Annotated in this window: 12 protein-coding genes; 8 read left to right on the top strand and 4 right to left on the bottom strand. The window is 41.6% G+C overall.

Features of this window, described 5'->3' with window-relative positions; genetic code table 11:
- The first annotated feature begins 8 nt into the window (after positions 1-8).
- The 3 genes from AZE41_RS13285 to AZE41_RS13275 are packed head-to-tail and all read left to right on the top strand — an operon-like array spanning position 9 to position 5,030.
- Entirely contained in the window at positions 9-3,599 is a 3,591-nt protein-coding gene (locus AZE41_RS13285; protein ID WP_067210275.1) for a dynamin family protein, read from the top strand.
- Complete coding sequence (locus AZE41_RS13280; protein WP_067210273.1) at positions 3,600-4,421, top strand: sulfurtransferase; 822 nt, start codon at positions 3,600-3,602, stop codon at positions 4,419-4,421.
- An 18-nt stretch (positions 4,422-4,439) separates the two neighbouring features.
- On the top strand, positions 4,440-5,030 hold the full coding sequence (locus AZE41_RS13275; protein ID WP_067210270.1) for a metallophosphoesterase family protein: 591 nt from the start codon (positions 4,440-4,442) through the stop codon (positions 5,028-5,030).
- A 25-nt stretch (positions 5,031-5,055) separates the two neighbouring features.
- Here the strand turns inward: AZE41_RS13275 and AZE41_RS13270 are convergent, their stop codons facing one another.
- Complete coding sequence (locus tag AZE41_RS13270; RefSeq protein WP_067210269.1) at positions 5,056-5,445, bottom strand: ribonuclease HI family protein; 390 nt, start codon at positions 5,443-5,445, stop codon at positions 5,056-5,058.
- 90 nt (positions 5,446-5,535) lie between these two features.
- Here AZE41_RS13270 and AZE41_RS13265 point away from each other — a divergent pair, with 90 nt between their 5' ends.
- Positions 5,536-5,724: a zinc-finger domain-containing protein gene (locus tag AZE41_RS13265; RefSeq protein WP_067210267.1), complete on the top strand. Its 189-nt coding sequence runs from the start codon at positions 5,536-5,538 to the stop codon at positions 5,722-5,724.
- 40 nt (positions 5,725-5,764) lie between these two features.
- Here AZE41_RS13265 and AZE41_RS13260 read toward each other — a convergent pair whose 3' ends face one another.
- Positions 5,765-5,974 carry a cold-shock protein gene (locus tag AZE41_RS13260; protein WP_067210265.1) on the bottom strand — a complete coding sequence of 70 codons (210 nt, stop codon included), beginning with the start codon at positions 5,972-5,974 and terminating at the stop codon, positions 5,765-5,767.
- A 145-nt stretch (positions 5,975-6,119) separates the two neighbouring features.
- Here AZE41_RS13260 and AZE41_RS13255 point away from each other — a divergent pair, with 145 nt between their 5' ends.
- A complete protein-coding gene (locus AZE41_RS13255; protein WP_067210263.1) occupies positions 6,120-6,749 on the top strand; it encodes an HD domain-containing protein in 630 nt (209 codons plus the stop codon).
- 216 nt (positions 6,750-6,965) lie between these two features.
- On the opposite strand, the gene AZE41_RS13250 is transcribed toward AZE41_RS13255, so the two are convergent.
- Both AZE41_RS13250 and AZE41_RS13245 read right to left on the bottom strand, forming a co-directional pair.
- On the bottom strand, positions 6,966-7,535 hold the full coding sequence (locus AZE41_RS13250; protein ID WP_067210260.1) for a YkoF family thiamine/hydroxymethylpyrimidine-binding protein: 570 nt from the start codon (positions 7,533-7,535) through the stop codon (positions 6,966-6,968).
- A gap of 187 nt (positions 7,536-7,722) precedes the next feature.
- Positions 7,723-9,102, bottom strand: a complete 1,380-nt coding sequence (locus tag AZE41_RS13245) for a glycine--tRNA ligase (RefSeq protein ID WP_187047908.1) — start codon at positions 9,100-9,102, stop codon at positions 7,723-7,725.
- 443 nt (positions 9,103-9,545) lie between these two features.
- Here AZE41_RS13245 and AZE41_RS13240 point away from each other — a divergent pair, with 443 nt between their 5' ends.
- From AZE41_RS13240 to dnaG, 3 genes are all read left to right on the top strand, one after another.
- On the top strand, positions 9,546-10,175 hold the full coding sequence (locus AZE41_RS13240; protein WP_082786604.1) for a transcriptional regulator CcpN: 630 nt from the start codon (positions 9,546-9,548) through the stop codon (positions 10,173-10,175).
- 10 nt (positions 10,176-10,185) lie between these two features.
- Positions 10,186-11,001, top strand: a complete 816-nt coding sequence (locus AZE41_RS13235; protein ID WP_067210252.1) for a pyruvate, water dikinase regulatory protein — start codon at positions 10,186-10,188, stop codon at positions 10,999-11,001.
- 269 nt (positions 11,002-11,270) lie between these two features.
- Positions 11,271-13,085 carry a DNA primase gene (dnaG, locus tag AZE41_RS13230; RefSeq protein ID WP_067210250.1) on the top strand — a complete coding sequence of 605 codons (1,815 nt, stop codon included), beginning with the start codon at positions 11,271-11,273 and terminating at the stop codon, positions 13,083-13,085.
- The last annotated feature ends 4 nt before the right edge of the window (positions 13,086-13,089 follow it).

Genomic DNA, 13,089 nt, shown 5'->3' with positions numbered 1-13,089 from the left:
AAAGATAAATGCCAGAATTAGATAACTTATTACAACAAGCCGCGACATACGGCCTAGTTTTTCAAAAAAATGATGATGAAGACCGCTTTAAGAAAACGGCGTTATTCGCCAAAAAACTCATAGATAAAGAATATACGATTGGATTTTCCGGTCATTTTTCCGCCGGTAAATCGTCGATGATCAATGCGTTGACTGGCCAAGACTTACTGCCGTCAAGCCCGATTCCGACAAGTGCTAACATTGTGAAAGTGCGGAAAACTGAAACGGATTTTGCTATTATCCATCATACGGACGGTACCGCAGTGAAATACGGCGGGCACGGATTTCCGGCTGCCGTTAAGTCGTTTAGTAAGGATGGTGCGGCCGTTTCACTCGTTGAAATTGGTCATACGGAATCGAATTTACCAGAAGGAATTACCGTTATGGATACACCCGGTGTGGACTCAACGGATGATGCACATCGTCTTTCGACAGAATCCGCACTGCATCTCGCGGATCTCGTCTTCTACACGATGGATTACAATCATGTGCAATCGGAATTGAATTTCCGTTTCACGAAAGAATTGATGCGTTACAACGATAACGTTTATTTGATTATCAACCAAATTGATAAACACCGTGACAGTGAGTTACCATTTGTGGAGTTCAAAAAATCGGTTGAGGATTCATTTAAAATGTGGGGTGTCGTACCGAAAGGGATTTTTTATACCTCATTGAAAGATTTAACGCACCCGCATAATGATTTTAGTGCCGTGAAAGCGATTGTTGATGGGTCGATGGAAAACTGGCAAGAACGATTCGTCGACAATGCTGAGATGACGTTAGTAAAACTGAAGGATGAGCATAGCCAATTCTTGTCTGATGAAATCGTGGAACGAAAAAACACATTCTCCGAAATTGTTTCAGAAGATGAATGGACAAAGCAAGTTGAGCTCCAAGAAGAGGCTTTAGAATCTAAAAAAATGCTGAAGCTTCTCTCGGGAGATGCATTTTCTTTAACATTTGAAAAAGAACGAAATGACCTATTGCAAGGGGCGGCAATTACACCATATGAAACACGTGAACTGCTGAAAAACTATTTGGAATCGCTGTCGTCTAGATTTAAAGTTGGTATTTTGTTCGGTGCGAAAAAGACGGCGGAAGAAAAGGCACGAAGGAAAGATGCACTTGCTGACAATATGGGCAAACTTGTTCATGCCCAAATTGAAGTCCATCTAAAGACGCTTATGAAAAAATCGTTGAAAGAAGTGGGGATTTTAACGGATGAGCAATCACTAGTGATTGACGAAATCAACTTAACGATCCCATTTTCTGATATAGAAAAAGAGTTTAATGTATCTGATACCATAACTGGCGACACCGTCCTCAACTATTCTGAACGCATGAGAACAACGATTCAAGCCACATTTAGGCGAATGACCGAGGATTGGAAACACGCAATGTCCGAAATTGCATTAGTAGCGGGGAATGACAACGCTGGTATTCTTGAACAAAAAGTGTACCGATTGGATGAGAAGTTACATGCAATCCAACAGGTAAGTGAAGTGGAAGCTCAATTGGCAAATCTCGAACATGAAATTATAGGCTCGACTGCGGAAGTCAATGCACTTCTTCAACAGTGGAAAGTACAGAAAACGCTACAATTAGTCGAATACAACGAAGCGGAAGAAGTACTTATCCTAGAGAATACCTCTGACCACACGGCAGAAGTCGAGCAAGTTCAGCGAGAAGTAGCTACTTTGGATTCGGATTCAGTGGTTAAGCACGCTATTCGTATCGCGAATTCGGTTGAAGCGATTCCAGGTTTTATGGAAACAGCAGACTACCTTCGAAAAAAAGCTGACCGACTAGATGGGCAAGAATTCACTGTTGCGCTATTCGGTGCGTTTAGTGCAGGGAAATCATCTTTTTCCAATGCATTAATTGGTGAAAATGTCTTACCGGTTTCTCCAAATCCAACTACTGCAGCCATCAATCGAATACGTCCGATTTCAGTGGGAAAAGAAGATAAAACGGCCGATATTTTATTGAAAACAACAGACCGGATGACAGAAGATGTTTTCCGCTCTTTTGAAGCACTTGGTGTTGGCGCAACATCGTTGACTGATGCTTTTCAAAAAGCAGATGATGCACTAAATACAGAATTGACGGATGAGAGTCTCCATATCCATAAAGCATTTATTGCCGCATTCAAGAGAGGGTATCCTCTTTATCATGAAGCACTTGGCACAATTATTAAGGTCGGGCAGGAAGAATTCGTTAAATGTGTTGCTGAAGAAGACCGAAGCTGTTTCGTCGAATCAATCGACTTCTACTATGATTGTGAATTGACTAGGAAAGGAATCACCCTCGTTGACACACCAGGGGCCGACTCCATTAATGCACGTCATACCGATGTTGCATTTGAATATATCCGAAATGCGGATGCGATTCTTTTCATCACGTATTATAATCATGCATTTGCGAGGGCAGACAGGGAGTTCCTAGTCCAGCTTGGTCGTGTGAAGGATGCTTTCGAGCTTGATAAGATGTTTTTTGTTGTCAATGCAATTGACCTTGCATCTGACGCGGAAGAGGCGGAAGCGGTTAAAACATTCGTAGGGGATGAACTACGGAAGTTTGGTATCCGTAATCCTAGAGTTCATGGCATTTCAAGTTTGCAGGCACTCGAGGCGAAAGTGGATAATCGGATGGATCCATTTATGGCGCCTTTTGAAGAAGAATTCCATCATTTCCTTGAACACGATCTAAAAGGACTTGCTGTTCAGGCACTCGAAGAAGAGGCGTTAAAAACGATTGAACGACTCTCGTCACTTATTAGCCGGACAGAAACGAATCGAACTCGTAAGGCAGAAAGATTGGACGAATTGAACAAGCTTGAAGGAGAAGTGCGTCAACATTTCACACATAAGTTTACACAAGTGCTAACAAAAGCGACTCATGATGAACTAAGCGAACTTGTCTATTACATTTTACAACGTGTATTTTTACGTTTCGGTGATTTCTTCAAAGAGGCATACAGTCCATCTGTTTTCGTTAACAATTCAGCAGATCGGGCATTGAATGGTGCACTCGCTGAAACCGTGCAGATGATTGGATTTGATTTGACACAAGAGCTTAAGGTGACAAATTTACGGATGCTAAACTTCATGAAAAAGCAGTTGACAAATCGGCAGCGTTTAGAAATTTCGGGGTTATATGAAAAAGATAACTCCATAGCACCTTCACCGTATGAACCACAAGATGCTGATATGTTGTCTTTCGGAGCTCCATACACTGATTCTAATAAATATAGAAGTGTCAACCGATTGTTCAAAAATCAGAAAGCATTCTTCGAAAAGGGAGAGCGCGATATCTTGAAAGCACGACTGGAAGAATTATTGAAGACAGATGCATCAATCTATCTTGGGCTTGAAAAAGAACTGCTTGAAAAGTGGGCAGACCGTTGGATTGACAGTGAAGCGGAAGGGCTTAGACAGCACTTGTTGAAAGAGAGTTTGAATCAGATTGCCTCTGAGCGAACACTTCTTCAAGGAACGGAACAACTAAGCGAATGGCGTACAGTATATGAGAAACTACAAATTGAGGAGTGGGTTTGATTGGCTACCGTTTTTGTTTCGATAAAAGATATTGATTATGCTAAATTCAAATGGGTAGATACACGTTTTTCATTGCAAGATGTGGATGAAGGCAAGCAGAAATACACAAAAAGCCATGTAACAGGGGCAGTTTACTGGGATCTCGAACATGATTTGTCCGACATGACGAAATCGGAAGGAAGACATCCGATGCCAGAGAAGGCGACTTTGACCGAGCTCTTCAGAACGAGTGGACTTTCAATTGACGACCAAATCATCGTTTATGATGACGGTGGAAGCCCTTTTGCAACTCGTGCTTGGTGGCTATTGCAATATGCTGGATTTAACAATTCATATATCGCACTTGAAGGATTCCAGGCAATGAAAGAAGCGGGTTTACCTTTAGATAATCGTCCACCGGAGCCACTGAGGACTTCAGTTACTCCTCAGTGGGATGAAACAATCTATGCCCCTAGAGAGCACGTTGAAGAAATAGTGGCTGGAAAAACAGCGAGTGTCCTGCTAGATGCCCGCTCAGCAGAGAGATACCGGGGGGAGAAGGAACCAATCGACCCGATCGCTGGACGGATTCCAGGAGCGCTAAACTTTGACTGGGAGCAATTAAAAAAAGGAGGCGCCTTCAATTTGGATGGTGCTGTAAGAGAGCAATTGCATACTGTGGTGGAACCGGCAGAAGAAGTAACGGTTTATTGTGGTAGCGGTGTAACAGCAGCCCCATTATATGCTTTACTCAAACACAATGGCTATGAGAAGGCCCGTCTGTATGTCGGAAGCTATAGCGACTGGATATCACAACAAGGGGTCAAAGTCGAAAAAGATTGACTTTCAGGAGGCTTATAAATGCATTATGCACTTCTTGGTGACATACATTCCTCTAAAGAGGATTTAGAAAAAGTACTCATGGATATTTCGGAGAAGTATCCGGAAGCAGTCCGTGTCGGGACGGGCGATCTGTTTGAATGCATAATTAGTAAAAAGAATATTACTGATCAGAAGTTTACGAAACTTAAAGACGTTATGATCATTCCAGAAGGGTTTACCGAGCTATTAACATTCTTGTCGGTTAGCGGCAATCAGGAAGACCGAATAATGATGATTACAGAAACAGACGATCCGCTTCGAGAAAAACTGGGCACTATGCCGGAAATGCTGGACATTGCGACGGCTAAAATAATCCATGGTCATCAGTGGAAATGGGGCGGTGAACCGTGGGCGCTTATTCAAGCGGAAGTGGATGAATCTCCCGTGTTTTATGGGCATAGTCATACGTCCAAATTATCCCGAAATGGTGTGAATGAAGCAATTGAATTTGGAATTCCATATGATGTAAGTGGTGACAAGGTCCTCGTGAATGTAGGGGCAGTCGTCATTGATCGAGAATGGGCGCTGTATAATGTATCGGAGAATACGGTTACTTTTATGAAAGCCTAACAAAAAAGACTGAACAGATAACTGTTCAGTCTTTTTTATGAATTGCTTCTCGTGCAAGTGCGTCTGCAGCGCGGTTATCTACATCGGGAATCCATTTGATGAAAAAAAAGTCAAACGTGTCTGCAAACTCAAGTATTTTTTTCAAGTATTCTTTATATGCTTCATTTTTCACGAATTTCTTTTCCACGGCCATGACAACGATTTGGGAATCAGAACGAGCTGATACCATGCCAGTCGTCAGTTTGGATGTTTCTTCCAAGCCGCGTAACAGTGCTTGGAATTCGGCAGAATGATTATCCGTAGGTTCGATTTTTTCGGATAACTTTATTGCATGGCCCTCACCTTTTATGAAAATTCCAATACCACTTTTCCCGGGATTTCCTGCACTTGCGCCGTCTACGTACAACTCAATCATTTGATTTAGCACCTCGATTTAATTGGATTGTTGCACCAGTGTTCAAATAGTATTAGAATATATGAATCGTGTCTTTTGGGGGTAGTCATTATGAATAAAACAATCATTATGAATGAAATAGATGGAATTCTAGATGCCTATTGCGATGGCTGCTTCCTGAAAACACAGCTGTCAAAAGACAAAGGGAAGTCGGGATCACATAAGTTTTGTATTACCGTGTGTACGATCGGAGAGCAGCTTCGGTTTCTAGGCCAGGAAATGAATAAAAACACAAAATAATATCCCGCTGGAAATTGCATCAGCGGGATTTTGTGTTCGATCATTCATCTCCAAGTTTTAAGACATTCGCTGCCTGAGGACCGCGATTCCCTTCGATGATTTCGAAGGATACGGATTGTCCTTCATCAAGCGTTTTAAAGCCTTCAGATAGAATACCGGTAAAGTGGACAAACACATCTTCCCCGTCATCCGCTTCGATGAAACCATAGCCTTTATCATTACTGAACCATTTGACTTTTCCCTGGTACATGTATATTCCTCCTCGGCGATTCGATGTCCCATCCATTAGATACATGGATGCATCAACTATACATGAATCGACATTGTGCGTCAACGATATGCCTAAATATTCAGACGCATTTTCACATAAAAAATCTTTTTATAGGAGTGATTATATGATAAAAACGATTGAAAAATGCATGCAGATAGTCATTGGAATTTACAATAAGTTCGATGCAAGTCATGATTTCGCTCATATCCAACGCGTAATGAAAAATGCGGAAGAAATCTTGGTTCGGGAGCCTTCAGCGAATGAGGAAGTTGTCCGTCTTGCTGTTTTGTTGCATGATATCGAAGATGCTAAATATAAATCAGATGACAACCCATCCATCCTAGACATTTTACAGGAAATTGGTCTCGAAGATGAATTAACTAAGAAAGTAGTAGCGTGTATTGAAAGCGTGTCATTCAGTGGTGGTAATGCGAAGGACATCACGTCCATCGATGGAGCCATTGTGCGCGATGCAGACCGGCTTGATGCAATCGGTGCTATTGGGATTGCACGCACATTTGCGTTCGGCGGTGCAAGGGGAAGGAAGCTATACGATACAGACGAGATGGTTCGTGTTAATATGTCTGAAACAGAATACCGTAGCAAGGAAACGGCATCAGTTACACATTTCTATGAAAAGTTGTTGCTGTTAAAAGAGTTGATGGTGACTGAAGAAGGGAAGCGGCTCGCGGAGCAACGACATGACTATATGGAAGGTTTTTTGAAACAATTAGATCGTGAAATCGGTTCTTAATGGTAATGAAAATGTAACCCCTTGTTCAATAAGAGACAAGGGGTTTTTGAATGATGTCAGTTGGCATGTTTTAGTAATTCTTTCTCAATGATTGCCTGGATTTGATCAGTGCCGATTGCACCGCTAGAGAACGCTTTGCTTTTAATCCAAAATACGGTCCTCATCATTGTGCATCAGTCAATCGAAATTCGATGTATGGCCGATTGTCACCTAAAATTAAACGTTCTTATGCGAGGGACTATTCACACTCATATTCACGGTCATGATTACATGTGACTGAACACTTGAAAAACTATCCTCTAAGAATAAAAATACTGGGTGAACATCGCCGTGTAAACCACTACCATTTTTTGAAGTCGCATTGTACAAATCACTGTTTTTCAACCGGCTAATTTCGGAGCCTATACTATCCATATAATCAGGTTGACCCAAAGGATATAAATTGAACTTAGCGGAAACATATTGTTGAAATGGAGCGTATGATTCTTGATTAATACGGAATTTTTGTTCGGAAGGTTCATGGAATTCATGAACTACCGAAGGACATCCCGAGGAAAACGTACCATTGAATGCTATATGAGTCCCACTTTTTGAGGCGTGAATTATCATCGCTTTCACAGCGTCAAAGACAGCTTCCTGCTCGCCAATCATAGTTGAAGCTACGTCGTCTGTAGACATTGTCACATTTGAAGTGTTGACTCCTTGGAGTGCACCTTTTATGATTTCGATAAAGTTGTTAGTCATCGGATGGATGGAAAATTGGAGAGTGATCAAATTTTTTTTCATTTCAACGTCCCCCTTATTGGTCAAATTGACATTTGTACCTGTTATTTTTTATAGTATCAAAGTGGTAAAATAGATATAATTATTCCCTTAGAAATACGAATTTGAATAAAATAAAACCACTTGCCACCAAATTCATTGGTGGCAGGTGGTTTAGTCTTTCATCTGAATTTTTTCACGTTAGGATAGATTAAAATTCAAGTTGTTTTGCAATATAATCTTTCACTTCTGAAATAGGCATACGTGTTTGTTCCATTGAATCGCGGTGACGAACTGTCACTTGACGATCTTCTTCGGAATCAAAATCATACGTAATACAGAATGGTGTTCCAATTTCATCTTGACGACGGTAGCGTCTACCGATTGATTGTGCATCATCGTATTGAACGTTGAAATGTTTACGCAGTTCCGCATAGACTTCATCTGCGCCTTCCGCGAGTTTTTTCGATAATGGCAGAATCGCAGCTTTTACCGGTGCAAGCGCTGGGTGGAAACGAAGAACAGTACGTTTGTCGTCGCCTTCTAGCTCTTCTTCATCAAATGCATCGCATAGGAACGCAAGTGTCACACGGTCCGCACCAAGTGAAGGTTCGATACAATAAGGTACAAATTTCTCGTTTGTGATAGGGTCTAGGTAGTTGAAATCCTCACCGGAATGTTCCATATGACGTTTCAAATCGAAATCAGTACGGTTCGCAATGCCCCATAGTTCACCCCAACCAAACGGGAATTTGTACTCGATGTCAACAGTTCCTTTTGAGTAATGCGAAAGTTCGTCTTCATCGTGTTCACGTAAGCGCATATTGCCTTCTGTCAAACCAAGGTTCAATAACCATTGCTTTGAGAATTCACGCCAGAAAGCATACCATTCCATATCTTCGCCAGGCTTACAGAAGAATTCAAGTTCCATCTGTTCGAACTCACGCGTACGGAATGTGAAGTTTCCAGGTGTAATTTCATTCCGGAAGCTTTTTCCGATTTGTCCAATACCAAATGGCATTTTCTTTCTCATCGAACGCTGTACGTTTTTGAAGTTTACGAAGATACCTTGTGCAGTTTCAGGGCGAAGGAAAATTTCATTCGCTGATGAATCTGTAACACCTTGTGATGTTTTAAACATTAAGTTGAACTGACGAATATCTGTATAGTCCATAGCGCTACAAGTAGGGCAGACAACGTTATGTTCGTTGATAAGTTCTGCCATTTTATCGAAAGATAGACCATCGACAACCATTTCGATACCTTTTGCATCAAGTGCATCTTCAATTAGTTTGTCAGCACGATGACGTGTGTTACATTTTTTACAGTCAATCATCGGATCGTTGAAGTTTCCGATATGACCTGAAGCTTCCCATACTTTCGGGTTCATGAGGATAGCCGCGTCAAGACCGACGTTATACGGCGATTCTTGAATGAATTTCTGCCACCAAGCTTTTTTGATATTATTTTTTAATTCAATCCCAAGTGGGCCATAATCCCACGTATTTGCAAGACCTCCGTAAATATCAGAGCCTGGGAAAACAAAACCTCTTTGCTTTGCTAAGTTAACGACTTGTTCCATTGACATAATAAATCCCTCCAATTATTAATCAAATACGCCTTGGCGGATTTGCGTCCAGATTTTGAATTGAGCTTGCTCAAATAATTCCCCTCAAAATCTGTGACATCCGCCGGAGGCTTTAATTTTGTTCAGCGGGGGCTTATGCTGAAACAAATTAAAAAGCACCCATCCCTGGACATATGTCCAGGGACGAGTGCATGATTACCCGCGGTTCCACCCTAATTGGCTGACGAACAGCCCTCTTTAATAGTGCATTAGCTCCAGGTTGCCGTTTCATGTCGGTACGGGCTTTCACTATCCCCGCTCGCTTCAATTTGACATTACTCATAGACCTATCTTCGCCTATTCAATTCTAACTTAGTTTAGCATGGTTCCGATTTCTTCGCAATAGCTCGCGTCTTCGTATATAATAATCAAGGATAAACAATTGAACGCTTAGGGCGGTGACATATATGGAACTGAATAAGCGTCAGACGGAAATCTTTGAAATCGTTAAAGCAGATGGCCCAATTACTGGCGAACAGATCGCGGAGCGGCTTAAGCTAGCGAGGGCTACAATCCGTCCTGACTTAGCTATTTTAACAATGGCTGGCTTTTTGGATGCAAGACCTCGAGTAGGCTATTTTTATTCGGGAAAAAGACCTGCCCAATCAGTTGCTGACAGTATGACCGGCATGAGGGTGCGTGATTTTCAGTCAATTCCGGTCGTTGTGGAAGAAAATATTTCGGTTTATGATGCAATTTGTCAAATGTTCCTAGAAGATGTTGGGACATTATTCGTCGTCGATCAATCTTCATTTCTTACCGGAGTTCTTTCGAGGAAAGACTTACTAAGAACGAGTCTTGGGAACAATGAATTGGAGAAAATTCCGGTCCATGTCATTATGACGAGAATGCCAAATATTACGTATTGTGATAAGCAGGATACGCTCCTTCATGCGGCGAAGAAAATGATAGACCAGCAAATTGATTCGCTACCTGTTGTCGTTGACAATGGGGAAGGGCTTGAAGTTGTTGGTAGGGTAACCAAAACCAATATTACTGCAGCCTTCCTATCACTTGCGGATGATCACGAATTATGAGGGGGATACTATGAAGAAGCTAATTTTGTTCATCGTTTCTGACTCAGTCGGTGAAACGGCCGACCTTGTTGCAAAAGCAGCGGCAAGTCAATTCAGACAAGGGCTAGAAACCGTATTAATTAAAAGGTTTTCACATGTAGAGGATGAATCGCAACTTGATGAAATCGTCTATTTAGCGAAACAGCAAAATGCAATCATTATCTATACGCTTGTGAAAAGTGCAATGTGTCAAAAACTAAAGCAAGAATGTCGAATTAAAGAAATTCAGTGCATCGATCTCCTTGGGCCAATTATCGAACGGATAGGTATGGAACTTGGTGAAAAGCCATTAGAAGAACCTGGACTTGTGCGGCAACTTGATGAAGATTATTTCAAAAAAATTGAAGCAATTGAATTCGCCGTTAAATATGACGATGGTAGGGATCCGCGAGGTATTTTGAGAGCAGATATTGTTCTAGTAGGTGTTTCAAGAACGTCGAAAACACCCTTATCGCAGTACCTTGCACATAAACGTTTTAAAGTGGCGAATGTTCCACTAGTACCTGAAGTCGAGCCGCCGGAAGAACTATTTATGATTGACCCAGCTAAATGTTACGGACTTGTTATCTCTGCGGAAAAACTAAACTTCATCCGCAGAGAACGTCTCATCGCACTTGGTTTAAAAGATGATGCGAATTATGCGCGAGTTGAGCGGATTGAAGCTGAAATTACGCATTTTAATAATGTCGTCTCGAAAATCGGTTGCAATGTTATCGATGTAACAAACCGGGCTGTAGAGGAAACTGCAAATGTTATACTAAGTGAGCTTACGAATCGTCATTCGTAAGCAAGAAGTGGGAGTTACTGTTAATCCTGAGGTGGAAGGGTATTCATAATCAGGACACAGTGATGTAGAAGGACCGACCGCTAATACGGGTTGGTTCTTCTTTTGCGGATGAAGAATTTTTTTTTGAAATATGAGGTTCATATAGAGATAAAGCTTTACTATTAGTGTAGTATGAAAGATTCCGAGCATAATCGAAAATATTTTGTCGAAAATGAAGGGTTTTTGAATACTATCTCGAATTTAATCTTGATAGAGTGGTTGGTGATAGGATGACGAGAATACCAGAAGAGACTATAGAAGCCGTCCGATCAAAGACTGATATTGTAGATTTAATTGGAGAATATGTGCAACTTACAAAAAGAGGAAAGAACTGGTTCGGGCTTTGCCCGTTTCACGATGAAAGTTCACCTTCTTTCTCAGTTACAGAAGATAAACAACTCTTCCATTGTTTCGGATGTGGCGCTAGTGGAAATGCGATTACCTTCATTATGGATATTGAAAATAGCCCTTTCACCGAAGCCGTTGTAAAGCTCGCTGAACGAACTGGTATTGAAATCGATGCTACAGTGGGTGAAGGATCCGGAGCAAAGCAGCATAATGAATTTAAATCTATGATTGAAGCGCATGCTCTTGCTGCAAACTTTTATAGTCATCTACTCCTAAACACTGTAGAAGGTGAAGAAGCACTAGAATATCTTGAAAAAAGAGGGTTTACGAGAGAGAGTATCGAAAAATATGGAATCGGGTGGTCGCTAAATGATAATGAAGCGCTGTCGGGTCTACTAAAGCGTAAGAGTTTCGATATGAGGGATATGGAACGTGCTGGGCTTTGCATCATGAAAGACGATGGGACTGGCTATTTTGACAGATTTCGAGCACGTATCATGTTCCCGCTTCATGACGACAATGGTAACGTTGTAGCATTTTCTGGACGTATACTTACCGGTTCAAAACAGGAAGCCAAATACCTAAATAGTCCCGAAACCCCAATATTCGAAAAGAGTCATATTCTGTACAATTTTCACAATGCACGTCTTAACGTCCGGAAAACGGGTAAAGTAATACTGTTTGAAGGATTTATGGACACGATATCGGCTGATCGTGCTGGTGTGACGAATAGTGTTGCCGTAATGGGCACATCTTTATCAGATACACATCTGCTGAAATTAAAAAGAATTGCTAAAGATCTTATCATTTGCTGTGACGGAGATGATGCTGGATGGGAAGCGGCAAAACGATTCGCAGACATGGCCACCCAAAAAGGGTTGGATGTTAAAATCGCGTTGTTGCCTGGAAAGATGGACCCCGACGACTACATCACAGAGCATGGCGGTGATGCATTTCGCGAAAAGGTCATCGGTAATCCCCATTCATTCATGTCATTCATAATGGCATATGCAAAGCGATCAAAGAACCTATCTTATGAAAACGATGTGTTGCAATATATCCATGAAGTATTGGAAGAATTAGCGAAGCGTTCATCGCCAGTAGAGCGGGATCTTTATTTCCGGCAGCTTTCAACCGTGACTGGTGTATCAATCGAAGCCATTAATCAGCAGTTTATAAAAATGGCGGGACATCAAGCGAAGAAAGCAAAAACAGAACCAAAGCATGGGGAAACTATGCGTCCTCAACCTACTGTTCCAATCAGAAAGAAGACCGGTACTGAGCGTGCAGAGCGATTGTTGCTCTTTCACCTGTTAAGTGATGGGGAATTGTTTGATCGAATACGATTGGACAAGCAAAACCTGTTCGTTCGAGAAGATTATGTTGCTATCTTCATTCGGCTCGCTGGGTTTTATGAACAACACGGAATACCTGATTTCCACAGGTTTGCGGAATCGTTGGAAGACCGAGAACTTAGAAAAATTGTATTAGAATCTGCAATGGTGGAAAGAGATCCTGAACACGCTGCGGAAGAAATAGCTGATTGTATCAGTCACCTTGAAAAATATAAAATTAGTTTGACAATCCATGCAAAGATCCATGAATCGAAAGAAGCAGAAAAAATAAATGATCATACCCGGGCGCTGGAGCTGGCCAGGGAAATTATACAGCTCCGGAAATCATTGACGACATTGTAGTCGT

Origin of the sequence: Sporosarcina psychrophila (genome assembly GCF_001590685.1) — a bacterium.
Lineage (GTDB): Bacteria > Bacillota > Bacilli > Bacillales_A > Planococcaceae > Sporosarcina > Sporosarcina psychrophila.
This window is presented reverse-complemented; position numbering and strand designations above follow the sequence as displayed.

Coding starts and splice junctions, on each gene's coding strand:
- AZE41_RS13285 (WP_067210275.1), top strand. CDS start 9: ATGCCAGAATTAGATAACTTATTACAACAAGCCGCGACATACGGCCTA.
- AZE41_RS13275 (WP_067210270.1), top strand. CDS start 4,440: ATGCATTATGCACTTCTTGGTGACATACATTCCTCTAAAGAGGATTTA.
- AZE41_RS13270 (WP_067210269.1), bottom strand. CDS start 5,445: ATGATTGAGTTGTACGTAGACGGCGCAAGTGCAGGAAATCCCGGGAAA.
- AZE41_RS13265 (WP_067210267.1), top strand. CDS start 5,536: ATGAATAAAACAATCATTATGAATGAAATAGATGGAATTCTAGATGCC.
- AZE41_RS13260 (WP_067210265.1), bottom strand. CDS start 5,974: ATGTACCAGGGAAAAGTCAAATGGTTCAGTAATGATAAAGGCTATGGT.
- AZE41_RS13255 (WP_067210263.1), top strand. CDS start 6,120: ATGATAAAAACGATTGAAAAATGCATGCAGATAGTCATTGGAATTTAC.
- AZE41_RS13250 (WP_067210260.1), bottom strand. CDS start 7,535: ATGAAAAAAAATTTGATCACTCTCCAATTTTCCATCCATCCGATGACT.
- AZE41_RS13240 (WP_082786604.1), top strand. CDS start 9,546: ATGGAACTGAATAAGCGTCAGACGGAAATCTTTGAAATCGTTAAAGCA.
- AZE41_RS13235 (WP_067210252.1), top strand. CDS start 10,186: ATGAAGAAGCTAATTTTGTTCATCGTTTCTGACTCAGTCGGTGAAACG.
- dnaG (WP_067210250.1), top strand. CDS start 11,271: ATGACGAGAATACCAGAAGAGACTATAGAAGCCGTCCGATCAAAGACT.